Source organism: Oligosphaera ethanolica, assembly GCF_030814695.1.
Classification (GTDB): Bacteria; Verrucomicrobiota; Lentisphaeria; order Oligosphaerales; family Oligosphaeraceae; genus Oligosphaera; species Oligosphaera ethanolica.
Genome location: NZ_JAUSVL010000001.1, coordinates 5,148,632 through 5,174,012, shown reverse-complemented (window position 1 = coordinate 5,174,012; position 25,381 = coordinate 5,148,632). Strand labels below are relative to the sequence as shown.

General features: G+C 60.7%; 13 protein-coding genes and 1 pseudogene. 1 reads left to right on the top strand and 13 read right to left on the bottom strand.

Features of this window, described 5'->3' with window-relative positions; all coding sequences use genetic code 11:
- Positions 1-13: 13 nt before the first annotated feature.
- The 11 genes and pseudogenes from J3R75_RS17920 to J3R75_RS17875 all read right to left on the bottom strand — a co-directional run bounded on the left by J3R75_RS17920 (position 14) and on the right by J3R75_RS17875 (position 21,897).
- A complete protein-coding gene (locus tag J3R75_RS17920) occupies positions 14-142 on the bottom strand; it encodes a DUF4062 domain-containing protein (protein WP_307264578.1) in 129 nt (42 codons plus the stop codon).
- A gap of 2 nt (positions 143-144) precedes the next feature.
- Positions 145-1,221 (bottom strand): hypothetical protein, encoded by a 1,077-nt coding sequence (locus J3R75_RS17915; RefSeq protein WP_307264575.1) that lies wholly within the window; start codon positions 1,219-1,221, stop codon positions 145-147.
- A gap of 98 nt (positions 1,222-1,319) precedes the next feature.
- On the bottom strand, positions 1,320-5,750 hold the full coding sequence (locus J3R75_RS17910; protein ID WP_307264571.1) for a TIR domain-containing protein: 4,431 nt from the start codon (positions 5,748-5,750) through the stop codon (positions 1,320-1,322).
- 144 nt (positions 5,751-5,894) lie between these two features.
- Positions 5,895-8,627 carry a RyR domain-containing protein gene (locus J3R75_RS17905; RefSeq protein ID WP_307264568.1) on the bottom strand — a complete coding sequence of 911 codons (2,733 nt, stop codon included), beginning with the start codon at positions 8,625-8,627 and terminating at the stop codon, positions 5,895-5,897.
- Between the two features lie 368 nt (positions 8,628-8,995).
- Positions 8,996-9,301 carry an integrase core domain-containing protein gene (locus J3R75_RS17900; protein WP_307265555.1) on the bottom strand — a complete coding sequence of 102 codons (306 nt, stop codon included), beginning with the start codon at positions 9,299-9,301 and terminating at the stop codon, positions 8,996-8,998.
- Positions 9,302-9,450: 149 nt separating this feature from the next.
- Entirely contained in the window at positions 9,451-10,815 is a 1,365-nt protein-coding gene (locus J3R75_RS17895; protein ID WP_307264565.1) for a toll/interleukin-1 receptor domain-containing protein, read from the bottom strand.
- A 185-nt stretch (positions 10,816-11,000) separates the two neighbouring features.
- A pseudogene (locus J3R75_RS17890) lies at positions 11,001-11,609 on the bottom strand (transposase); the annotation flags it as partial.
- A gap of 163 nt (positions 11,610-11,772) precedes the next feature.
- On the bottom strand, positions 11,773-11,985 hold the full coding sequence (locus J3R75_RS19940) for a helix-turn-helix domain-containing protein (RefSeq protein ID WP_370882409.1): 213 nt from the start codon (positions 11,983-11,985) through the stop codon (positions 11,773-11,775).
- A 968-nt stretch (positions 11,986-12,953) separates the two neighbouring features.
- Entirely contained in the window at positions 12,954-16,925 is a 3,972-nt protein-coding gene (locus J3R75_RS17885; RefSeq protein ID WP_307264562.1) for a tetratricopeptide repeat protein, read from the bottom strand.
- Positions 16,922-20,287: a tetratricopeptide repeat protein gene (locus tag J3R75_RS17880; RefSeq protein ID WP_307264559.1), complete on the bottom strand. Its 3,366-nt coding sequence runs from the start codon at positions 20,285-20,287 to the stop codon at positions 16,922-16,924. The genes J3R75_RS17885 and J3R75_RS17880 overlap by 4 nt, the downstream gene beginning before the upstream one ends.
- Positions 20,288-20,397: 110 nt before the next feature.
- A complete protein-coding gene (locus J3R75_RS17875; RefSeq protein WP_307264556.1) occupies positions 20,398-21,897 on the bottom strand; it encodes a transposase in 1,500 nt (499 codons plus the stop codon).
- Positions 21,898-22,066: 169 nt separating this feature from the next.
- Here J3R75_RS17875 and J3R75_RS17870 point away from each other — a divergent pair, with 169 nt between their 5' ends.
- Positions 22,067-22,927, top strand: coding sequence for a hypothetical protein (locus J3R75_RS17870; RefSeq protein WP_307264554.1), 861 nt, complete (start codon positions 22,067-22,069; stop codon positions 22,925-22,927).
- 493 nt (positions 22,928-23,420) lie between these two features.
- Here the strand turns inward: J3R75_RS17870 and J3R75_RS17865 are convergent, their stop codons facing one another.
- Complete coding sequence (locus J3R75_RS17865) at positions 23,421-23,969, bottom strand: glycine cleavage system transcriptional repressor (protein ID WP_307264551.1); 549 nt, start codon at positions 23,967-23,969, stop codon at positions 23,421-23,423.
- Between the two features lie 118 nt (positions 23,970-24,087).
- Positions 24,088-25,365 (bottom strand): L-rhamnose isomerase, encoded by a 1,278-nt coding sequence (locus J3R75_RS17860; RefSeq protein WP_307264548.1) that lies wholly within the window; start codon positions 25,363-25,365, stop codon positions 24,088-24,090.
- Positions 25,366-25,381: the final 16 nt, after the last annotated feature.

Sequence of the window (25,381 nt, the reverse complement as noted above, 5' to 3'; positions counted from 1 at the left end):
TTATCCTTTCAATTCAGCATTTGTGCCGCAGTTCGGGGAACACCCACTTCACCAGCAGATCCCGCTCCCGCATCATGTCGCGGAAGGTCGAGGAGATGAAGACGCGGATGCGGCGGTCGGCTTGGGTTGTAGGATTGTTCATATTTATTGCTTCGTGCATTCTCCGAGTTCGGAAATGCGGGCGTAGTCGCGTTTGGGGAATGGTTTTTGGTATTCGGCCATGAGGGCGTGGAGGGCGGGCGGGAAGACGCAGCAGCCGTGGTTGGAACAGCGCTTTTGGCGCGCTTCGGCTTCGGTGTCCCGCGTGGAGGACCAGTCGCAGATGGTTTTGCCGGAGACCCCGAGCCGGCCCACGCCAGCCAGTTCGCCGGTGCCGGCGGCTTTGATGACGGTGCCAAGGCCCTCCGGAGTGAGCCAGGCGGCGAAGTGGCAGTTGAGGGGTTCGACCTCGGCCCAGTCGCCGGGTTCGAGGGTCTTGTGACACCAGACGCAGACGCCGCGGGCGTTCATCGGCTTCCACCAGAGCTGGAGGCGGCCTTCGATCACACCGTAGATTTCCACGGCGGGAAGCCCGTGGACATGCAGGTCCTGGCGGTCCTTGGGGGTAAAAAAGCTCCAGGTAAAGCCCAAGCCCTGCCGGTGATAGGGCAGATAGGGGTCGGCCACGCGCAGGTTGAAGGCGCGGTCGCCGGAACCGAGGATGTTCTTCACCGATTCCCCGCGGACGATGCGGACGCCGCCTTCGTGAAAGCGCGCCCAATGGTTGGCGCGGGCTTCCATCGTGGGCTGCTCGGGCGCGTTGGAGAGATGGTCGGCGCCCTCGCCCAGAAGCCAGCCGATGATCGCCCGGGTGTTGGGTTCGGCGCTGGCGGCGGCGAGTTCGTCAAGCGTGAGCCAGGCGGCGTTGGGCGCGCTTTCCAGGGCCTGGCGGGCGTCAGCGGTGAGCGAGACGATCACTGGATAAAGCAACCAGCGGTCCGGCAGGCCGTCGTAATGGGGACCGGCCGGGGCGTTGTCGAGTGTGGGTAGCTCGCGTTCCGGATAGTAGGACCGGCGCGGCAGGCCGAAGTCGCCCTCGAAGATGCGGTCGAGATTCTGATAGAGATCTCCGCCGTCCTTGAGTTTGGTGGGCGGAAAGGTGGGACCGTCGGCGCCGGTGCGAACCAGATAGCGGGGGGCACCACCGCTATTGCGACGGACGACGATGGAATAGAGGACCATGGGGCAGTCAGGGTGCATAGGATGACAGGGGTTAGAGGTTAGAGGTTAGAGGTCAGGACGGTGGGTGGAGAGAGACAGGCCGTTCGATCCACGATCTTCTATCCGCTATCCACCACAAACGGGTTGTACTTCAAGGCGCCGCCGCAGTGCGGGCAGGGGGCGAGGAGGCGCGGATTGGCGTAGGCGGAGGCGGGGAGCCAGAGGCCCTTGCGGATATCCTGAGCGCCTTCCCTTCCGATCTCCACAACTGGCTCAGTTGGCTCGAACAGCTTGCCGCAATGAAGGCAGCGGCAGGTGAGATGGTCGTCCCAGCGGCCGGGGGCGGAGAGGACGGTGCCGTCGGGCTGTTTTGTAGCCTCGCCGAAGCGCCAGAGCCGGACGGCGGTGATCAGCGGCGGACCGGACGGCGGGAAGTTGACCGGCGTGAGGAAGTGCATCTGGCCGTCTTTTGTGCCGCAGATGATGCGCTCGCCGTCGGGAGAGAAAGCCACCGATGATACGGAAGCCCCGGCTTGATAGACCGCCAGGCATTGGCCGGTCTCCAGGTCCCAGACCCGGACGGTCTTGTCAAAACTCCCCGAGACCGCGCGGCGGCCATCCGGGCTGACGCTCACGCTCAAGACCCAGTCCGCGTGGCCTTCGAGCGTGCGCAGGCATTGGCCGGTCTCCAGGTCCCAGACCCGGACGGTCTGGTCACCACTCCCCGAGACCGCGCGGCGGCCATCCGGGCTGACGCTCACGCTACTGACCCCGACGCTGTGGCCTTCGAGCGTGCGCAGGCACGCGCCGGTCTCCAGGTCCCAGACCCGGACGGTATCGTCCCAACTCCCCGAGACCGCGTGGCGGCCATCCGGGCTGAAGCTCACGCTCAAGACCTCGTCCGTGTGGCCTTCGAGTGTGCGCAGGCACGCGCCGGTCTCCAGGTCCCAGACCCGGACGGTATGGTCACGACTCCCCGAGACCGCGCGGCGGCCATCCGGACTGACGCTCACGCTTGCGACTTGCTCCGTGTGGCCTTCGAGGGTGCGCAGGCACGCACCGGTCTCCAGGTCCCAGACCCGGACGGTCTTGTCAACACTCCCCGAGACCGCGCGGCGGCCATCCAGGCTGACGCTCATGCTCTTGACCCCGCTGCTGTGGCCTTCGAGGGTGCGCAGGCACGCGCCGGTCTCCAGATCCCAGACCCGCAGGGTCTTGTCAAAACTCCCCGAGACCGCGCGGCGGCCATCCGGGCTGAAGCTCACGCTCCAGACTTGGTCCGTGTGGCCTTCGAGCGTGCGCAGGCACGCGCCGGTCTCCAGGTCCCAGACCCGGACGGTATGGTCACGACTCCCCGAGACCGCGCGGCGGCCATCCAGGCTGACGCTCACGCTTGCGACTTGCTCCGTGTGGCCTTCGAGCGTGCGCAGGCACGCGCCGGTCTCCAGGTCCCAGACCCGGACGGTCTCGTCCCAACTCCCCGAGACCGCGCGGCGGCCATCCAGGCTGACGCTCACGCTTGCGACTTGCTCCGTGTGGCCTTCGAGGGTGCGCAGGCACGCGCCGGTCTCCAGGTCCCAGACCCGGACGGTCTCGTCCCAACTCCCCGAGACCGCGCGGCGGCCATCCGGGCTGACGCTCACGCTTGCGACTGGCTCCGTGTGGCCTTCGAGCGTGAGCAGGCACGCGCCGGTCTCCAGGTCCCAGACCCGGACGGTCTCGTCCCAACTCCCCGAGACCGCGCGGCGGCCATCCAGGCTGACGCTCACGCTTGCGACTTGCTCCGTGTGGCCTTCGAGCGTGCGCAGGCACGCACCGGTCTCCAGGTCCCAGACCCGGACGGTCTTGTCAACACTCCCCGAGACCGCGCGGCGGCCATCCAGGCTGACGCTCACGCTCCCGACCCAGCCGCTGTGGCCTTCGAGCGTGCGCAGGCACGCACCGGTCTCCAGGTCCCAGACCCGGACGGTCTGGTCATTACTCCCCGAGACCGCGCGGCGGCCATCCGGGCTGAAGCTCACGCTCAAGACCTCGCCGCTGTGGCCTTCGAGCGTGCGCAGGCATTGTGGACGAAGAGGCGCGGGCGGGCGAGGCGAGCGGCGGAGGCAAGGTTCCGTGGTGGTCGCAATCTGATTCTCGGCTTGAGCGGACACCGGCCCCGAATCCGCCCAGTTGTAGGCGAGTGGCAAGGTGTCTTGTCCAGATTGCGACAAAAGCGCGAGATTCCCCGACACGAAGTTCGCGAAGTGCCGGAGGCGGGCGGCGCGCGGGGAGGAGTCCTCGGGAATCGCCCCTTCGATTTGCTCCCGCAACGCCTCCGGCAGCGGTGGATAGGGCGGTTCGGGGCGTGTCTCGCCGCGTTCTTTCGCAAACCACCAGTCGCAGCGGGCGACGGCATATTCGCGCAACGCCTGGTGGTAGGCAGCCATGGCCGCATCGCGCTGCCGGTTGCGTTCATTCTCCTCGCGGAACTCGGGCAGGGCAGCCAGCGCGGCGTTGTAGTCGGTCATCAGGTCATGGACCAATCCCGCCTCGCATTTGGCCTGGATGAAGAGCAGATCGGTCAGCGGGCCGGGGGTGGCTTCGTCGCCGATGAGATCGTCCCAGCGTTTGTCGGCAAGGAGATGGCCTACGACATGCCGCAGCGCATAGTTATTCATTTTCAAGGGGCCGCGCCGGTATTCGCTTAGGCACCACTCCGCAAACCGGTGGTTCCCCTTGGCGACCGAGACCCAGTGCAGTTGAACTTCGCGTTCGGGATCGGTGAGCCATTCGGCGAAGGATTTGTGGTAGACCGCGAAGAGCGGGCGACCCTGGGCGTCGCTGCGGCGGGCGAGATAACCGGCCATGCGGACCAGACGGCGCTCGACGGCACGTTCGTCGTCCAACCCGGCCACAGCGGCGAGCACCGCCCGGCCCACCGGTTCGCGCGCCGCGCAGATCGCCTCCAGAAGGGGAATCAGGGGCTCGAAGGACGCCTCGGTGGGGAAAAGACTGCCGAAGCGCAACGCATAGAGCCCGGAGAGTCCGGGAGGCAGATCCCGCAGCCCGGCGAAGGAGGCGTCCTGCGTCCGGATGGCCTCCAGGGCCTGGCGCACGTAGAGGAAGTTGCCGCCGCTCTTGTCGACAAGCTGGGCGACGAGGGTTTCCGGAGGGAGGCCGCTCGCGCGGGCTTGCCCGGCGAAGTCGGGGCTGCCAAGCTCCGCCCGGATGAACACCTTCAAGTCGGCGAGATTGTCCTCGGACTGGGCCTCGATCTCCTCCGCCCGCAGGCCCTGGAGCTTGTCGAGCACGCGCGGGTCCTTGCGCGTGGTGGCCACGATGCGCAGCCAAGGCGGGAGCCGGTCGAGACGGCTAGCCAGCAGTTGGACGATGGTCTTCTCGCCCTCCGGGAGCCCCAGCGCTTCGTCGAGCGCGTCCACCAGCAGGTACCGGGTGCTCGATTCGGGCGCGTGCAGGCGCTGAAGCGGATCGAGCACGCCGCGCTCGAAGGCGCTTTCCGGGTCGCGCCGGCACGATTCCTCCGAGAGGGTGTCGCGGATCGCCGGATCGGCCAGCAGAGCGGCGTAATCCTCCGACTTGCTCGCCAGCATCGCCGCGATGCTGCGGACGAAGCGCCACGGTTCGAGGGTATCGCCCACATCCCACTGGCAGCAGTGGTAGGCCAGCACCTGGCCGCCGGGGTTGCGGTGCACCAGTTCCGCCACCACGGCGCTCTTGCCCGTGCCGGGGTCGCCTTTGATGAGCAAGGCGCGTCCTTGCCCGGCCTGACGCCAGGCATCGATCTTGTCGAAGAGCCACTGCCGGCCGGTGAAACGGTCCCGCTTGGCGTGCAGGAAGCCCGCAAAATCAAAGGGGGCGAGCAGGTGATGCCACGACCGGTATCGCTTCTCGCCGCGCCGGGCGGCCTCGATGCCGTCGATCAGCCGTTGGAGACCGGCTTGGTACTGATCCTCGCTGTCCTGCCAGCGGCGGAGGTCCACGTAGTCGAGGTGAAAGATCGACAGCGGCGGCTCGCAGGTTTGCGCCATAACCGGCACCACCGGGTGCGGGGGCGGGTTGAAGAGCGCGTAGGCCAGTTCGCCCAGGCAGACGCTGTCCACGGAATCCGGGCTATCCGCGTCCCTCGTGGTGCGCGTGGAATGGGGCGTCATCAGGGCGATGACGATCTGCGCGCTGCGCAGGCCGTCGAGAATCTCTGCCCCAAAGTCCGTACCCGGCTTGATTTTCCGAATATCACGCCACACCTTGTAACCCTTGTCCTTCAGGTCCTTCTCCAGCCTCTGGGCGAGGTCGGCGGCATCGCGGCGGCCGTAGCTGAGGAAGAGCCTGACCGGTCCGGCGCCCGTCGCCGGCGTCGCGGCGGGGCCGGTGTAGCGCAGGCCGAGCCCATGGACATCCTCGGCCAGTTCCTCGAACAGCAGATCCTCGCGGATCTTGCCGAACAAGTCCTGTCGGCCTCCGAGCAAAGCGAGCACCTCGCTGTTCCTAACCTTGCCCTGCCGGCGCAAGAGGGCAAGGACGGCGTTTCGTGATTCCTCGTCGTTCATGATGACCTCACTTGCTCAAGTCTGCAACCCCCTTGGGATAGTCGTAAATCTTCTTCCAGACGGCTCGTTCCGTCTTCGCAAAGCTACGCCGAGACAAGAGCGCCCGCTGTACTTGTTCGCCACTATAGCCAAGGATCAGGTCGTTTATGCATCCACGATCTTCATCCCGGCGGCGTCCGCGAAATCAGGATAGTGCCGGATGCAATTGCGGTCCTTGTTGCGCTCCTCGTCACTCAGTTCGGAGTAAGGTATCAGGCACGGGTGTGTCTTGATCTCAGGCTCTTCGGTCAATTTCGCCGGATCCTTCTGCTCTCCCCAGCGCCAATTTTGTGACAGATGCCACTCCATCCAGCGGTCGTGCTCGTTCTCGGCCATGAGTTCGAGGTGGTACTCCATTTTGCAGCAGATGCGTTCGCGTTCGTCCGGCGTGTTCTTTCCGTCCACCAGTTTGAGCGAGGCAAACGCGAGAACGGCGGGGATCCGCTTGGCCGCGGCGATGTTGGAGCCGTGGTAGAATGCGGACAGGTCGGAGAAGGAAACGGCATCCGCCGGTTTTCGCCAGCCTTCGGCCACGCCCAGATTCTCCCATGTGTCGTGGATGGCCTTGGCGACTTTCTCCAGTTTGGCAGGATCCGTCAGCAAGGGATCAACAGGTCGGTGCGGCGGAACCGAACGGCATAAACGCATAAACTCGTCCGCGTTCGTGTACAAGTTCAGAAGATCGCGCGGCGGAATCAGCGAGCGGAGGAGCCGGCCACCGGCTTGCTTGAGATGCGACTTGAGAGGATCGAGGACCTTGCTGAGCGAGCGCGAACCATGCCGGTATCCGTCTGCCCTGATCAGGGCTTCCAGCAAGCCGTCGTCCAGATCGAGCTTCTGCGCCGGCTTGGTCCGGAACTCACCCCTTATGATAAACGCCCGGCGAAGCGGGAAGAAGATATCGCAGGGATCCGTAACCTGTTTGTCCCGCTCTTCGGGCAAGACGCGCCGATTGGGGCCATTGACGTTGATGAACCCATCCAATCGGCTCTGGAAGTCGGGGCCCTTGGCGAATTTGAACTGGCTGTAGGCCTCTTCTTCCTCTGGCGTTGGTTTTGTTTTGAGGGTGTCCGGATCGGGAGGACCGAAGGTCTGGAACGACAGACTTGTGCCACCCGCGAAGATGAAGATGCTCTTGCCTATCGGATGCGTGAGTTGGCCATCCTGGAAAGAGCCGTCCTGCATCGGAGCCAGAAGGTACTGCAGCCACTTGTACTGCTGTGCGTCAAACTCGTCGAAAAAGGCCACCGGTGTCTCGCCCTTGAGCACCTCATCACGCACCTGATGAAAAGCCCCGATCAGATCCTCCGCATCGTTGAACTGCGAGAGGTTGAATTCGAGAAACGGCACCTTTTCACCCAGCTCGGCCTTGACAATCTCTTCGACAGCGAATGACTTCCCGGAACCCGGAGGGCCAAACACGCCAATGGAAAGCGGTTTCTTGGCCCCCTTCTTGTCGCGGTACTCCTGGACGATCCCGGAGATGCCGCGCATCCCCTCGATCTCCCGCCTGTCCACACTGAACAGCAAGCCTTTGCGCAGATGCGGAACATTCGCCAACGCAATCATACCGTCTTCCACCACGCGCTTTGCGAGGTCATCTGCTGGGTCGGTGCAGGCTGAGCCGCTGGACAACAGCATCGTGCGCAACAGACTCCAGCATCCCTGAGGTTGGGGTGCAGCTCCGGCTGCAGAGGCACCCATTGGGCATGTCAGGCCATGACACACATCGGTTAGTTGGAACACGGCCCGCGAGTAGGCGCAGGTGACGTTCTTGATACACTTGGCAAGCCGCTCGACAGGGAAACCGTTCCCCGGTCGGCTGCTCGGTCCATGCCCATCCAGCAGAAGTCTGGACATTGCCGAAAGGCCTCCCTCCATAGCGCGCGGCATGTCCAGCGATGCACCCTTGGCGAGATGCCAGGCAACGGCCGCCGTGATGCAGGACAGGAAGCCGAATGCTGTTCCCTTGGTGTTCTTCCGCTGTTCGCCTTCGATGCTGTCGGTCCGGTAGACAAACTGGCAGCGGACCCTGTCTAGGGTATCGGTGTTCACACCGGGGGGCCCGCCGATGTCAATCCAGAGGGCACCCTCGGATTCGAACGCGATGACCAGGTGCCGGCACTTCGTAAGGGCTTCGAGATCGCCTCCCGGCGCCAGCTCCGACGCCAGGCTCTCGAGGGTATCCTCCCAGGACATGCCCCTATTCACCAGCGCATCAGATCGACGCAGATCCGACGCGCCAACCGTGATCACCAGCTTCCCGGCATACTCCGGCTGGACCAGCTTCTCCCAGAGCGCACCTCTCTGTAGGGGCGCGGTGGACTTGAGCACGATGAACTCCGCAGCATCCAGGTCCCGCGTTGACCAGTTCTCACTACTGTCACGGAACCCGAGCCCGCCATCGCACAATACCAGCACCTCGGGCGCTTGCTCTGCGACCTTGTAGGGAGGCCATTTGACATCCGGAGCACCCTTCGAGCAATCCCCCCCGAACCCCATCCCCGACTCCGTACGCCATACCTTGTCAAATGGCTTCCAAAATGCATAGGCTTGGCATGTGTCCGGCACCAGCTCCGGTCGAATCTTGTCCACGCCGGTTGGCAGCTTGACGCCAAGGTCCAGGCTTGTCTTCGCACCTTCCCCGAGAAGCGCCGAAAGCAGATCATGGACAAGCGCCGCGCCCCCAAGCTGACGCACCACTCGAACCCCTACCTGTTTATCACAGAAGTTCTGCCGCTGCCCCTCGTAAACATGGTTATCCAGAACAAAGTCACCCGTCACCAGAATTCGCTTTGCCATACGCTTCATCTCCTTCTTCGTATCGCTGTCATACATGCTTAATTCCGCGACTGACATGACTGAAAACCAATTTGCAGTGCTTGAGCAGAAATGGAACTGATATGAAACCAGCATGAATGTCCGTTGCAGCGAACGGGCAGTTCCTCTGCATGTACGTGTTGACCGATAGCATCATTTGCTGAAAAGTATTACAGCCGTCCCATAACTTGACGGTGAGTTAGTAAAAAATGGATTCACGGCATCTTAATGGTAGCCTTGCAAGCAACCATAGGATGTAACATGAATCCACTGAAAAGTACTGTGTCAGTCCTCGCGCAAAATGCAAGTTTGGATACCTGTCTGGATTATCGACAGCTGAAGTGGACCCCAAGTCAAGGACAAAAACTAACGAATTATCAGTGGACTCAGAGATTCACGCAGGCATTTGGCTGCGAAGCCGCCGGCCGCATCTCCGCAGGAGAGCGGCTGAGCAGCCCTAAATTGAAGTCCGCCCCGCAGGGGGCGGAAGTGTAGCACTCATCCGGCGTCCGGTAGCCGAGGGCCTCGTGCGGCCGCCTTTTGTTGTATGCGTCGATGTATTCAGCCAGGCTGGCCTTCATGCTGAAGACGTTGTCAAACGAGTGAAGGTACATCCATTCATACTTGAGACTGCGCCAGAAGCGCTCGATAAAGATGATGTCGAAAGCCCGACCCCGGCTGTCCATGCTGATGGCGATGCCATGCGCTTAGGATCGCCTCAGCCGCATCCAGGTGGTTTGCGTGAATATGGTTCCAAGCCTGAACCAATTTGTTTTGTGTGTTCGCATCAATGCTGTGACTTGCCAGATACGGGTTGTAGAACATCGGGGTGAGGCCTTCTCTACGACTTGGGGAATCCTGCGGGAAATTTCCATTTCAGCTGGTCTTCCCAAACGGTGTTCAAATGCGGTTGGTCTTCGACTTCTGCAAGGGCTACATTCAGCATGTCGGTGAGGCTGGCGATAGCCTGCTCGTTGAGCTGTTTTGTTGAAAGCTTTTTGCCTGCGCTGATGTCGTTGAGGTAATCGTTGAAAAAGTGGTCAAACGCGTCAATCTCCTTGAGGACGGTGGGCGCACGCCGGGTGAACGAGGTGTGCTCGTAGCCGCCTGTCGCCGAGACCGGGACGACCGCTTCCGCCGAAAACCAATCGCCCACGATGATTAAGTTCGTGTTGCGCAGGCAGATGTTGTTCCTGTCTACCACGATTACGCGAAGCTTGTCGGGCGTTATACTGCGGATGAAGTCGATCAGGAGCTGCAACCGAATCGCGCGTTGGAGCGGCGGGTGTTTCATTTCCACGCCGTTCGGCTCGCGCGTGGGCGCCCAAGGGTCAATAAACAGGTCGCAGCCGAAACGCTGGGCGTATTTCTCAAGCAGTTGGCGTTCGGTGCGCAAGAGCGCCCTCTCGGATGAGGACTGGAATCTTCCGGGATCGCGTTCCCGCCAGACGGTGTGGCCCAACGGCCTGTCAGGGATGCTGAAGGAGCCATAGGCGGCAGAAATGCGGAGTTTCCACGGGTTCTCGTCGAAACGATTAGTATTCGGCATGCCTTTTTTGCAAAGGAAACGACAGCTGTCCCTATAAGCGGATTGGGTAAGCCCCAGAAGGAGTTGTTGACGGTCAAGGAAGTAGCTTGCCTGCTTGACGCGCGCCATCTGGTGTTTGGCGCTGTCGACGATGCTGTCTATGACAGAATAGGTTAGTCGGTTCTCCAATAATGTGCGGAACTCGCTGTCCCGCTTGGCGGATGAGCAGATGTGGAACGGGACAACAACGCCTTGGACTTGGCTGGTCATTCCGCTGGCTTCGGCGTTTCCCTTCTGATCCTGAAACAGGATGGGGCAATAGGGAACATGCAGGGCCGAGGCGTAGCCAATTTCCTGCTGGACCCACAGCCGCCTGTTGGCCGCACTGGTAATCAGGGGCATGAAAACGTGAGAGCACTCGATCATCTCTTTGATTTCATCTGCGAAGGGTTCACCGATTCGGATTTGATGGTCGACGACGGGAAAAACGCCGATCGAACGGAGATGGGGAATCAATATGTCCAGCCAATGCGAGTCGCTGTGGTTATAGCTGATGAAAACGCGATAAGGTTGGTTGATAATCTGATCGCGCATGCAAGGAACATGAGGATTCGGCGCCGTGACTGGTGCTTTGTTGTTATCGGTTTTTGCTGTTTTCGTTCGGGGGGTTGATTGCATGATACGTTCATTCCTTTCGCAATGCCTCAATCCGCTGCTTGAATTCCGTGATTCGCCCACATGCGTTGTCCCGGCGAGAGTAAGCGATGAAAAGGTCGTAGGGCATGGCTATCTGTAGCGCTTCAAGTGAAATAGGACCAGTGGCTCATTTTGAATTAGGAGACCTCCTGGTCGCGCGACGAGGGTTATCCATAGGCGGCGGCTCCGACTGTGGGTAACTCTGACTTGTTCAATGATCTGACGTCCCGGCCCTCTCGGGCCAGGTTGATTTGGCGGCGGTACAATCGCCCGCGTTCGAGTTTTGCTCGCCGTTCCGCCATGCGGCGTTTGGGATCGCCACGAAAGTACTCGGCAGGCTCAATATAACGCAGACCGGCGTGCAGGCGGCGTTCATTGTAGTCGTCGACCCAGGCGGCAATGACGTCCAGGGCTGCCAGATAGTGTGGTGGCAACTCTTCGCGCAGGGCCGCGCGGGTGCTGCGGTGGTAACGCTCAATGATGCCGTTGGACTGTGGGTGGGCAACGCGACAGAGAATATGCTCCAGTTCGGAGCGTTCAAGCAGTTTCCGGTACTCACGGCTCGTGTATTGGCTGCCGTGGTCACTGACAATCTGGGGTTTGACGTCGGGGTACTTCTCCAGTGCCTCAAGCTGCACCAGAGCAACTTCTTCGGCGGTCATGTTTGGCAGCAGACGCCAGTGCACGATGTAACGGCTGTAGGCATCAATGAAGCTCACCAGAAAGTACCAGGTATTGCCCACACGCAGGTGCATGATGTCGGTGTGCCACCTCTGATGCGGCGCAGTTGGCGGTGGCGGGGCATCGCCCGTACCGCGACAGGGGGCCGCTCAGCGGCTGAGCAGGTTTTCCGAGTCAAGGATGCGGTAGACGGCCGACTCGCTCAGGTGAGCCACGCCCTGGTCGGCCATCTGCCAGTCCAGCCGCGTTATTCTTGGCCTATTCGGCCTGTAACCGCTCAATTTCGGCTTCGGCGGCCCTCTCCTTGCCCCCGCTCCTGTCCACGAGTCCGTCCTTCGCTCTTGCTCGCAGCTGAGCCTCCCAGCGATAAATCGTGCTGGCAGAAATGCCGTGTCGACGGCACAGTTCCGCGATGCTGCCCCAGGCTGATGCGCTTTCTTGATGATACCGTACTTCACTTTGGCGCTGAATCTGCAGAGCCAGTTCAGGTGACTTCCTCTGGTTCCGCCTTTCAACATAACCGCGAGCAGGAAAGTTTCCTCATGCAAAATCCGCTTGTGGTCCTGTTTCGACTGAAGCTATACAGCATTCTCACTTCCAGAACTGCCACCACTTCTTTTCGGAATCATCTGGGCGTCCTATACCGCCTAATTGCATGTCGCGGACTTTCCTCCACTTTGCCCGTTTCGCAGGATCGTCTGGTGCAGTTGATGGACAAGCTCCAAGGAGCGGATAGGGCGCGCCGCACACGGAACACTTACCGTGGTCAGCACATTTGCCACAAAGGACCGCGTAGCATTCACCACAAATGCCCAGCGGATTCATCGTGATTACGACTTCGCCGCGCACAAACGGCCTCATGTCTTCTGGTACATTCTCAATCCCTGAGATCCGGTCAGACGAACCGCATTTGTCACACCGCAAGCCACTCATGACAACCTGCCTTCTTTCACTAGCGTCCCATAGGCGATGGCGGAACCACTCCAACATCACATCGTTGGCCATCATTGTACACGGTAGGGGCTTGAGTGTCAACCCGCGCAATCCGCAAAAGACGAGTACTGACATCGGTGCCGTCTGCCTGTAGCCTACAGGCGCAAGAATACAAACCAAGGCGCGTGACCACACTACCGCGAGGCCTGCGAGATGAGCTTTAACCCCCCTGTGGCAGATCGTCCAGTGGGGCTACCCGACCAGATCGCGCGGGAGGCGCAGGCGGACATCAGGTCGTTCGCCTGCACAATCCACGTGCTGGCCCTGCTCTATGGCCAGATCACCCGCTCGGGCAGCTTGAATGAGATATGCGACGCGTCTCGGCTGCACGAGCCCGAGTTGAACCACATACGGGCGCGCCGGAGGGGTGGATGCGTTGCTGGGGACGCTGCTGGCAGGGGCGTGAGGGACGGAGACGGTCGCCTGCGGATGGCCTTTGCTCGGACTTAGGCGTCAAAATTTAACCCAAACCGCTCATATGTCGTACGAAGCCTCTCAATGATGTCGACTCTTGAGACGCCGTTCGCATGAAGAATGCCGGCAAGGTTATCAGCAGCCGATCTCGTGCATGGATGAGAGCACCGTGCCTGACGTGAGAATTCCAACGAGGTGCACAAGGCGCGTTCAGCATAGAGTTCGGATTCGTGCGTATGTCCCGATTTGTGCAGGAGAAAGGAAAGCGGCAGCAACTTGTAGGGCATGTTCATCAGGTTCGGCGGAGATTGGCTTTCGTCCATCTTCAAGGCACGCCGAATGAGCGCTTCAGCTTCCGGCATCCTGTTCAGGGATATGAGCACAGCGCCCAGATTGTTTAACGCGATGGCCACTTTCGGATGCACAGCCCCATAGCAACTCTCCAAAACCTCAGCCGATTGCCGTAAGAGAGGCTCGGCTTCAACGACCCGGTCAGTCATCCTCAAAAGTTGGCCCAGGTTGTTTAGGGAAACCGCTGTCTGGGGGTGGTTGGGGTTCAGACGCTGCCTGTCGATCGACAAGGCTTGGCGCATCAATTTCTCCGCCTCGGGAATGCGTTTCGTAGCCTGCAACAGCTGCGCCAAGTTGGTGAGCATGATCGAAACTTTCGGATGCATGGGGCCGAAGCGCGTCTGGAGAACCGCTAAGCACTTCCTCTGCATGGGCTCCGCCTCTTCCAGACGCCCTGCCAACTTGAGGAGAACGCCTAGATTGCACAACGCACCAATAGTGACAGTGCGGTTGATCCTGTCAGACTCCGCATCGATCATGAGCGCACGACGCAACAGTGTTTCGGCATCATGGAAATGGCCTGCGCGCTGGTGTAGCTGTGCCATCGTGTTGAGTGCGCGAGAGACGTGCGGATGGACGTCACCGTATGTCTTTTTGAAGGCAGCCAACGCCGACTGAGCAAATCGCTCGGCCTCCTGGACGCGATCCACCTCAAGCAAGAGGTCCGCCATCCTCAGAAGAGCGACAGCAAGCTTGGGACTGTCGGAACCGTAGAACCGTTCATTGATCGCCAGCGCACGCTGCACGAGCGGCTCGACGTCCCGGCCACGGTTCATGTCCTGAAGAATTGTCGCGAGACGAAGAAGGTCTTCCGCGGTTCTTGGATGCTCGGTACCGAAGTTGCGTTCCGTGATCCGCAATGAGCGTCCCATCATGGCTTCGGCCTCCGTGAGGCGGAAATTATCTTGGGCCAACTGGGCGAGCGTGCCAAGCACGGTGGCGACCGAAGGATGATCGGGGCCGCAACAGACTTCGTTGATGGCCAGCGCACGCCGCGACAGATCCTCAGCGTCCGCACTTCGGTTCAGGGCTGCAAGTACCCCGGCCAAGTTGTCGAGGCGGATCGCCACGTTGGGGTGCGATAAGCCATAGTAAGCGGTCTCAATCTCCAACGCCCGGCGCATCAATGGTTCGGCATCCAAAGCGCGGTCCATTTCCAGCAACAACATCGCGAGATTGCTGACGCACCTGGCAACCGCTGGATGTGCTGGGCCATAGTTTACCTCGTCGATCGCCAAAGCCTGTCTGATGAGCGTCTCAGACTCGGCTAGACGACCGGCATCCTGCAGGATGATCGCCAGATTGTTCAAACGCAGAGAGACGTTCGGGTGCGTTGGCGAGAACTCTTGACGGTACTCCTCCAGGGATGTCCTCATCAACAATTCCGCCTCCCCATGGAACGCCAGAGAGGACAGAAACAGGGAAAGTTGATTAGCCACATAGGCAGCGCGCGTGACCGTTGGCTTGGGTGCTTTCAGCCACACGTTGAAGGCGTGAACATAGGACTGGGCGAGCGTGTTGTCGTCGTGCAAGGTTACTGTCCAGTAGCGTCGCAGTTCGTCTTCGTTGAGGTCAAACAGAAGCACGAAGCGGCCAACATCGAGAAGGCAGGTACGCAGGCGATCTCTGGCTTCGAGTTTCGACAACAGCCAGGGAAGTTCGTCGGCTTGACGGATATCCACTGGACGGGCCTCAAAAAGGTCCGCCAGACGCAAGCGCAAGGCACACACGGTTTTGGGCTTGGAAAGGTACCTGTGCTGCACAGCCGTGCGCAGGTGTTCGTGCGCGAAGGCCAGAACGCCGTCGCGGTCCACCAGGCCATCCTCCAACGCGCAGCGTAACGGCGACCAGAGCGCCGCAGGCAGCTGCATCTGTCCGGCCGGTTTCAATGCCTCCAGCAGTTCCGGTTCAGTCAGGCCGCGGCGGGCGGCCCAGAGCAGCGACAGCGCCTCGCGGACCAGCCCGGGGCGGTCGCGTTCGTAGTCGTGTTCGAAACGGGTTAGGATCTTGCCCAGCAAGGCGGGGATGTCGGCGGCTTTGAGATAATAGTCGATTTGCTGGTCGAGCTTTTGGTAGTCGCCGGTGACGCGCAGATCGTCAAGCAGGGTCTTGATATAAAGCGGGTTCGAGGCCGCCGCGACGCCGGCAATCCTGCGCGCGCGATCATTGGAAAGGCCCTGGGCGAAGTGTTTGAGGTACCGCGCGATCAACTCGACGCGTTCGTCCGGGGTGAGCGGCTCAACGGTGAACGCGGGCCAGCCGCGCGGATGGAGGGCGTCGAAGGTGTCGCCGGGCAGGGTGGAGACGATCAGTCGCAGTTCGCCGGGCAGGCGATGCGGCAGCCAGGCCAGCAGCCGGCCGCGGTCGCGGTCTTCGAGCTGGTTGAGTGCGTCGAGTACAAGGACAGCCCCAACGCCTTTCTGCTTGGCTGTTACGGCAAGGCGACCAAGGTAGTCGGGGAAGACCTTGATGATCTCATCGGCATGGGCGGGAATCTTCCTTTCTTCTTCCTCCAAAACTCGTGCCCCGGATGGATCGTCTGCACCACACCAGCGGATGATGGCCACCATCAGCCGGCGCATCAGGGCGAGGTGAGCCGCGCTCATGGCGGAGCTGCCAATGTAGTGCTGGAAAACGAAGTCGCCGGGGCGCGCCTGGCGCCAGCGCGCTACCCAGTTGGCCAGCAGCGCGGACTTGCCGCCGCCCGACGCGCCCAGAACGGTCAGGGCGCAGCCTCGCGCGCCATCGCGGGCATAGGCGTCCAGCCGGTCGAAATAGGCATCGCGCCCGACATAGAAGTCAGTGCGGCGGCTCTTGGCGTATGCTTCGTGATCGCGGTCTTCACGCGACCAGACGTCGGGCACCTGGTCGGCCGGGAACGCAGCGTTAATGGCTGCTGTGAGGTCGGTGAGCACGAGGTCCGCCAGGGCACGGGGATCGGCGTAGTTCTCGCGCAGGGGGATTTGCTTGGCCGCGCAGACCGCCTTGACCTTCTGTTTCAGCGCGTCCTGGCGGGTGGGCCGGGTGGTGTCCTCTGATAGGTAGTCGCCGCCCTTGGACGCGGCGTGTTGCGGGTCGCGGAAGTAGAAGAAGGCCCGCCCGGCCATCTCGGGGGCGTTGTGCACGCCGTGAAGGATTTCCAGTTCGGTGACGCTGTGTTTGGCGACCTCGTTCTTCAGCCAATCTTCTTCATCAAGGAGCGCCGGGGGAAAGGCTTCCGGGCCGGGAGTCCAGCCGTAGCGTTCGCCCAGCAGGCCGATGAAGAAGGGGCGGCAGCGCTTGATCTCCGCCAGGCAGTGGCGCAGGGTCTCATTGCGCTGCGACTGCTCCTCGGTCACGCCCCAGCGCAGGTCCACCTCGACGAATTCCACTGCGCGTCCTCGGCAGATCCTCCGCAGGGCCGGCCAGACCCGGGCCATGAGTTCGTTGCGGTCCTCGACCATGTCCTTGAAGGTGGAGGAGACAAACACGCGGACGACGCGGTCCTTGGCGGCCGCGGCTTTCGCTCCCGGGTCGGCGGCGGCGGCCGGGCGCGAAACCGGGGACAGGGATTGAGCTGAAGCCGGCGTTGATGGATCGGCGGGTGCCGGATTAGAACGCGGTGTAGCCGTGTCCGGTTCGTTGCGCCCGATAAAGTGTCTCCAAAGGCTCATGATTTTCTCCTTCTTTCGACAAGGCCTTTTCTATTCTGCTGGCTCTTGAAGAACGCGAGCAGTTTCTGGAACAGGGCCGGATCGTCGCGTTGGAGTCGAGCGGCGATCTCCTGCAACTTCGACTGATCGCGCATGATCTCTTCAAGCACGGCGAGCCGTTTAGGCGAGGGGGCGTTTCCGGTTTGCCCCCCCGCCCCTCCGATAACGACCCCGTAGCGGCCGGCCAAATCTGCCAGTGTGCCGCGGATATCGTCCTCCGGCTTGCCCATCGCTTTAAGTAGGTTGGCGTAGTTGCCCAACGTGCCCCGCAAGTGCGGGTGTGGATGGCCCGTGGCACGGGTGAAGTTGAGGACGATCTCCACGCTACGCCGCATCAGGGGGGCGGCCTCCGCGAGCCGGTTGGTGGCCTGAAGCAACAGAGCCAGGTTGTTGTGGCGAATGGCGACGTCCGGATGGTTCTCCCCGTAGCTTTGCTCAGCGATCTTGAGGGCGCGGCGATAAAGGGGTTCGGCCTCCGCGAACCGGTTGGTGGCCTGAAGCAACTGAGCCAAGTTGTTGAGGTCTCTGGCGACGTCCGGATGGTTCTCCCCGTAGCTCTGCTCATCGATCTTGAGGGCGCGGCGCATGAGGGGTTCGGCCTCCGCGAACCGGTTGGTGGTATGAAGCAACCCCGCCAAGTTGTTGAGGTCTCTGGCGACGTCCGGATGGTTCTCCCCGTAGCTCGTTTCATCGATCTTGAGGGCGCGGCGCATCAGGGGTTCGGCCTCCGCGAGCCGGTTGGTGGCCTGAAGCAACTGAGCCAGGTTGTTGAGGCTAGTGGCGACGTCCGGATGGTTCTCCCCGTAGCTCGTTTCATTGATCTTGAGGGCGCGCTGCATCAGGGGTTCGGCCTCCGCGAGCCGGTTGGTGGCCTGAAGCAACTGAGCCAGGTTGTTGAGGCTAGCGGCGACGTTCGGATGGTTCTCCCCGTAGCTTTGCTCAGCGATCTTGAGGGCGCGGCGCATCAGGGGTTCGGCCTCCGCGAGCCGGTTGGTGGCCTTAAGCAACATAGCCAGGTTGTTGAGGTCTATGGCGACGGAGGGATGGTTCTCCCCGTAGCTTTGCTCATCGATCTTGAGGGCGCGGCGCATCAGGGGTTCGGCCTCCGCATGAAGCGCGGCTCGATGGAGGAAAAGGGCAAGTTTATTCGCGGCGTAGGAGACGGCGGTGGTTTCACCCTTGCCTCCAGCCCAAGCATCGAAGGACTGCAGGTAGGGCTGGCCCATGGCGCGTTCTTCCTTGAGCGCAACCCAGTAGCCCGAAAGCTCGGTTCCTTGCTGACCCTCGCGCTCCCGAATCAGCAGAAATCGGCCAATATTCAGCAGACAGGCGCGCAGGCGGACAAATGATTCGGTCTGGTCCAGCAGCCACGGCAGTTCGTCGCAGGTGCGGCGGGTGGGCGGCAGCGGCTCGAAGTAGTCGGCTAGCCGCAGGCGTAGGGCGTCGAGGGTGTCCAGGTCGTTGGCGAAGGCCTGCTCCACGGCCAGGCGGAGGTAGTCATGGGCGAAGGTCAGAACCTCATCGCGGCTGATGAGAAACTCATCCACCGCGGCGCGGAAGGGCGACCAGAGCGCCTGGGGGAGTTGGGGCTGGCCGGCGGGTTTGAGCAGCTCCAGCAGTTCCGATTCCGCCAATCCCCGGCGGGCGGCAAAGATCAGGCCCAGGGTCTGGCCGACCAGATTGGGGCAGTCGCGGTTGTAATCCCGTTGCCAGCGGGCCAGGACTTTGCCCAACAGCGCGGGGATGTCGGCGGCGGCCAGATATTCCCGGATGCGGGCCTCCAGCCCTTCGAAGGTGCCGGTGATGCGCAGTTCATCCAGCACGATCTTCAGATAGAGCGGATTGGCGGTCTGGGGAGCGGCGATCAGGATCCGGCGGTGACGGTCATCCAGTTTCTTGCCGTAGCGGGCGAGGTAATGGTTGATCATGCCATCGCGCTCGGTGGGGTTCAGGGGCTCGACGGTCAGTTTCTCCCACCGGCGGGCTTCGGCGGCCGCCTGAGCCGCGCCGGACAGGGTGGAGGTGAACAGCCGCAGTGGGCCGTTGAAGGAATGTTCCGGGAGCCAATGAAGCGAATGGGCCTGGTCTTTGTCTTGGAGCTGGTTGAGGGCATCCAGCACGAGGATGCAACGCACGCCATCCTTCTGGGCCTTGGCCCTGGCCTTGGCGAGCCAGAGAGGAAAGTCACGCAGCAGTTCCTCGGGTTTGGCAGGGATTTCATCCGGGTCGCCCGTCCAGCGTTTGATTTCCTGCGCCAGACGGCGGACCAAGGAAATGTGGTCGGCACTGTCGGCGGTGCTGCCGATGTAGTGCTGGAAAACGAAGTCGTTTTTGTGGGCATCGCGCCAATGCTTGAGCCAGTTAGCAAGGAGCGCGGACTTGCCGCTGCCGGACTCGCCCAGCAGAATGAGCGGGCCGCCATCGCCTGCGGCATGCCGGTCCAGACGCTGGTAATACTCCGGGCGTCCGATGTAGGTGCGGCGGCGACTTTGGGCGTAGGCCTCGTGGCTGTTGGCTTCGCGGGCGAGCGAGTCGGGAAGCTGGTCGGCCGGGAATTGGGCATTGATGGCGGCGGAGAGTTGGGTCAGAACCTGGGACGCCAATTCCTTGGGCGTGGCGTAGGGTTCCAGCAGGGGGATGTTCTTCGCCGTGCAGGCGGTGCGGATGACCGCCTTTAGGTCAGTCTGTTTCTGGGCATCGGCGGGAGTCTCGGAGAGGAAGTCGGCTCCCCGGCTATGGGCATAGGCGGGATCGCGGAAGTAGAAAAAGGCCCGGCCGGCCATCTTGGGATTGTTCAGCACGCCGTGGAGAATCTCCATTTCGGTGACGCTCCGGCCCTTGAGTTTTCCGACCCAGGGCTGCTCTTCCTGCAAGTCGGGCGTGAAGGCGGCGGCGGGCGGCGTCCACCCATAGCGCTCGCCCAGGATGCCGATGAAATATGGCCGGCAGGCGCGGATCTCATCCAGGCAGAGCTTGAGCGTCTCTTTGCGGGTGCTCTGCGCTTCGGTGACGCCCCAGCGCAGATCCACCTCAACGAACTCCACCTGGCGCTCTTGGCAGAGTCGGCGGAGTTGCGGCCAGGTATAAGCCATCATTTCGTCGCGCTCCCGCATCATGTCGCGGAAAGTCGAGGAGATGAAGACGCGGATGCGGCGGTCGGTCTGGGCGTCCGCCTGAGCAGCAGATGAGAGGCTTGGCGCAGGGTGAGCCGGAGCCGGCGATGAAGGACGGCCGCCAGCGGACGACGCCTGTGAAGGCTTTGATTGTGCCGACGAAGAAGCCGGATCGCCCTTTTTGCCGAAGATTATTTCCCAGAGGCCCATCGTATTGACCTTTCTGTTTGATTACCAGGATCAGCGGATATCACCTAGACTCTGTTTCGGGGTCACGAAAAATCCGGGTTAATTATATAGAACTTTCCCAATGGGTGAGACTATATCACGGCTTTTCGCGGCCGACCACGTTTCCTTTTGGGTGGCTCCTCCGGTTTGGGAAGGAGCCCAAGTTTCCTAAGCAGCTCCACATGTGTCGGGTTAAGTTTGACAAGACGCCATTCCTCGCCGGGCAGCCTAGTCTTCTTGGCGCGCCTTAAGACTGACATGATCTTACTGAAGGTCATCTTCTCGAACAGTCCAGCCCTGTCAAAGGCATTTATCAGACGGAACGTCAGCACCGTTGCAAGAAAGTCACAGAACTCGCTTCCGATTACGGAATAGTCATCCTGCACCCTTGTCTCGTCAAATTTACAGGCAGACTTGTAATATCTCATCACGATTTCTATTTCCCATCGGTCCTCGTAGGCCTTGTAGATTATCTCTGGGGCGAGGTCAAGGTCACTTTCCAGCACCACTGTGCCAAAAGACTTCTGCTTTTCCCTGAAGCTGTCCAGATCATACGTGCTGTTTTTCCGGGCGCGATGCAGCCAGTCTTTCTCCTCTTTCGCCGCCCTTGCCGCATCCCTGAACGAGTAAAGCCACTTGCTCTTCCCTATGCACTTTTCCTTCCTGAAGGTCACACCCTCGCGGCCCATGAGGATTGCGCTGAACGCAAGCAGGTGGTGCGTTTCTATCAGCTTGGAATTTCTCTTGATGGGATTCAGGTAATGGAGCTCGGGCCTTTCGCTGAAGCATGGCTCTGCCGCATCCGCCGGGAAGCCCTTGTCTGCGACGATGATTCCGCTGGTGATGCCATTCTCCCTTATGAACGACTCATAGGCGGTGAGATCAAGCATATTGCCCGGGAAACACTTGGAGCAGACCGGCTCCATCTTTTCAAGGTCAAACGCATAGAGGACGGAAATGTCCCGCGTGCCCTTGGTGATGGCTTTTCTGGAATAATCCGAAAGCGAATTGACCCGCGACTCGTCAGATTTCAGTGTTCCGTCCACGAGCAGATGATGGTCCATTCCGACTTTTGCCGTGCGGTTCCTCATGAAAAGTGTTATCCTCGAGCAGGCCTTGCCAAGGTTGTTCAGAAAACGTGAAACTGTATTCCTTGAAAGTGCGATGCCGGGATGCAGTTCAGACAGAAAACTGTCGTCGTAGGCCTCCTTCAGTTCAAAGTCCTTTATTCCGGGCGTGCACACGCGCAGCATTGAAATGGCGTAGATAGCGAGGGAATCGTCAGCTGAATACACTGCCTGCAATTCCTGAAGGATGTCAGAAAACACCGTTTCAGAAAAAATGATGCCTGCCCAGTCCTTCATGTCAACGCAGGAAAACGCCACATCATGTATTGCATCGGACGAAAGCGGAACATAGTGTCCGTCCACGATATGCCCGATAGTCGGGCCATTCACCGGAATATGCCTGCCTTCGACATTTTTGCATCCTATCCGCTGCCTTACGGCGAACAGCCTCTTGTCTTTCCCATAGGCGATCACTACCGTGTTGACGGGCCTCTTCACCGACAGTATTGCTTGGGGTATTGGCATGGTGCGATCCTTTCTATATAGTCTAAATATAGCATATATTAGACTATAAAAAAAGCGCGCATTCAAGCAATATGTCGATTATTTTGTTGCAAAAACAGTACTTGGGTGGTGCCACACTGGGTGAAATTAGGGCGAAAAGTGACTTGAAACCCTAAATCAACCGCCATCCGTGGGTAAACACGTTGTTTGGTGTATAGTCTCACCCGTTGGGAAAGTTCTAATTCAGCTCAAGCATGGGAAGTATACCTCGATTACCGCGGCCTACTATCTGCCCGTAAATGAGAAGCGTCGCGGGCGCAAGCGCGGCACGGGTAGACGCGGCGTGGCGAGCACAGGCAGGTTTCCCGCTTTGCTTTTGTTAGGCGTCCTTGCCGGCGCTTCGCCCGCTTTGTGCGAGGATGTCACGCTGGAAGGGCTGCGAGACTCCTACGAAGAGGCGTCCAATGCGTTGCGCTTACGGGGCCGGGACATTTCGGCCAAGCGCGTCGGCACGATCAGCCGGGCTGTCAGTCATGCTTCCCTGAAAGCGAGGGAACGACGGCTCGCTTGTCTTCGTGTGAGCAACGAGGCCGATGGAAAAAGACTCGCGGTCGCCATGGACGGGGGGCGCGTCCTCATACGAACGAACAAGCGCGGGCGCAAGACCGCCAAGGGCTATCATACCTATGTCGCCGACTGGCGTGAACCGAAGCTGTTCATCATCTACGAACTGGACGCCGAGGGCCGGAAAATGCGCAAGGGACTTGAACGCTGCGACGGCACCATCGGCGGCCCGGAGGACATCACTCGGCTGCTGGTGGCGGAGCTCAGGGCGATGGGCGCGCAGGACGCAAAGTCAATCACGTTCCTGGGCGACGGCGCAAAATGGATATGGAACAGGATCGACCAGATTATCGAAGAAGTCGGCATCGACAGGGCGCGCGTGTCAACGTGCCTTGACTACTACCACGCGGTCGAGCATCTTGCAAGCGTCGCGGAGGCTAAGACGTTTGCAAGCCTGATCGAGAAGCGCGCGTGCTCGACAACATGAAAAAACTGCTCAAGAAGGCTCCTCCCGCAGTGTTCCTTGCTGAACTGGCCAAATCAAGACGGCGTGGCAACGCGGTCATCAGGCGAGAATATGCGTATTTCAAAACCAACATGTCGGCAATTGACTATGCCAGGCTCAGCAGAGAGAAACAGCCGATTGGCTCTGGAGCGATTGAAAGCGCCGTGCGCAGAATCGTGAACCTGAGAATCAAAGGTGCGGGCACGTTCTGGAAGCTGGAGAACGCGGAGGCGGCACTCCACCTGCGGTGTCAGCTTAAAACCAACAACTGGAACATGTTCTACGCCGATTTACTCAATGGCCTGGCTGCAGAGGCGCTACCCACTTTTGGGAATTGCACCCTTTTGTCGCGGACTGATCGGACTGATCGGTCGGATCGGACTGATCAAGTCGGTCGGATCGGTCGGATCGGACAGATCGGACTGATCAAGTCGTCGGATCGGTCGGATCGGTCGGATCGGTCGGATCGGTCGGATCAGATTTCGTTGGCGGCGCGGAAGAGTGCCTGGTGGCGGAGGCCGACGCTGAGGCCGATGTTTTCGACGGCGATCTGCAGGCTGCGTTTGAGTTTGCCGACGTCGCTGTTTTCCGGCAGGCTGACCAGGAACATCATGGTGTACTGGCCGTTGGCGGACTTGGTGCTGAGATCGACGATGTTGATATTTTTTTGGCGGAGGTACTCGGCGAGGGTATCGACCAGGCCGATGCTGTCCGGGCCGGAGGCGGTGAGGACGTAAAGATTGTCGCCGCTGCTGTCGGCGTTTTCATCTTCGTCGACGATGAAAGGCTTGATGCCGATTTCACAGTCGCGGAGGGAAGTGATGGCGCGGAAGGCTTTGCGGAGGGCGTCTTCGCCCGTGCCGTCGGGAAACTGCGCCAGGAGGATCATGGTGAAGTAGCCGCGAATCACGGTTTGACTCATGTCTTCGAGATTGCCTTGCAGCGAGCGGACGGCGTGGGTGACGTCGGCGACGATGCCGACGCGGTCGTGGGACATGACGGTGATGATGTAGGGTGTGGGCATGATGGTGATTCGGCTGCAGAAGATCAAGGGTGAGGGAAAAATGCCCCGCTGCGTCACGGCTGTGATTGGTCACCAGTGAAACGGCGGGGCGCCACTAACGACGCGATGCGGGTGGTGCTTAGCGTTTGCGGATGACGTCGCGATCGTAGCTGGTCATGCTGTTGATCCAGCTACTACCGGCGGGCATGCCATATTTGAGGCAGAACATATCCCAAACGGCACCGACCGGGTAGGTCTTGAGCTCTTCGAGCATGGCCAGCTTCATGGCGCCGTCGCCATTGTTTTCGAAGTCGTTGAGCATGGCCGTGGGCTCCAGGAGGGCGCAGAGCAGGCCCTTCTTGGCGGCGCGGGTGCCAACCACCCAGGCGCCGATGCGGTTGATGCTGGCGTCAAAGAAGTCCAACGCGATGTTGGTCTTGCTCAGGTAGTCGCCGCGGACAATCTGCTGGAAGAGGTTGCGGATGTCGTCATTGAGGATGACGACGTGGTCGCTGTCCCAGCGGATGGCGCGGCTGACGTGGAGCAGCAGCTCGTTCTTGAAGCAGAAGATGGACGAGATCTTGTCATGTATGGTCTCGGTGGGGTGGAAATGGCCCATGTCGAGGCAGAGCATGATCTTGCGGGTGAGGGCGTAGCCCATGTAGAATTCGTGCGAGCCGACGACGTAGTCTTCACTGCCGATACCGAAGAGTTTGCATTCAACGGCATCTTTGCAGAAGGCCGGGTCGATGGACTCGGCGAAAATGTCGTCCAAGGATTGCATGAGGCGCTGACGGGGTCCTTTGCGGTCGACGGGCTGGTCTTTGTGACCATCGGGCGCCCAGTGGTTGACCACACAGGGCGTGCCTTGATTGCGGCCCATGGCTTCGGCGATGCGGCGGCAGGCCTTGTCGTGGTTGATCCAGAAGCGGCGAATGCCGGCGTCGGCGTGGGACAGCGTGTAGCCGTCATTGGCTTTGGGGTGGGCGAAGAAGGTCGGGTTGAAATCCAGGGGAATGTTGCGTTTTTTGGACCAGTCCATCCAGCGGGCGAAATGCTCGGGGCCGATCTGATCGCGATCGACAACCTTACCGTTGGTTTCGGCGTAGATAGCGTGGAGATTGAAGCGGTTCTTGCCGGGGATGAGGCTCATGGCCTTTTCTGCGTCCTGGCGGAGCATGGTGGCGTCGGTGGCGGGCCCGGGGTAATTGCCGGTGGCCATGATGCCGCCGCCGCTGACGCTGCTGTCGTGGACTTCGAAGCCGCGAACGTCGTCGCCCTGCCAGCAATGCAGGGAAATGGGCACGTTGCTGAGAGTGTCGAGGGCCTTGTCCGTGTCCACGCCGATGGCGCGGAATTGGCTGCGGGCGTCGTCATAGCGTTTTTCGATCTGTTCGCGGGGCAGTTCGGGAAGCATGGTTACTCCTTGGCTC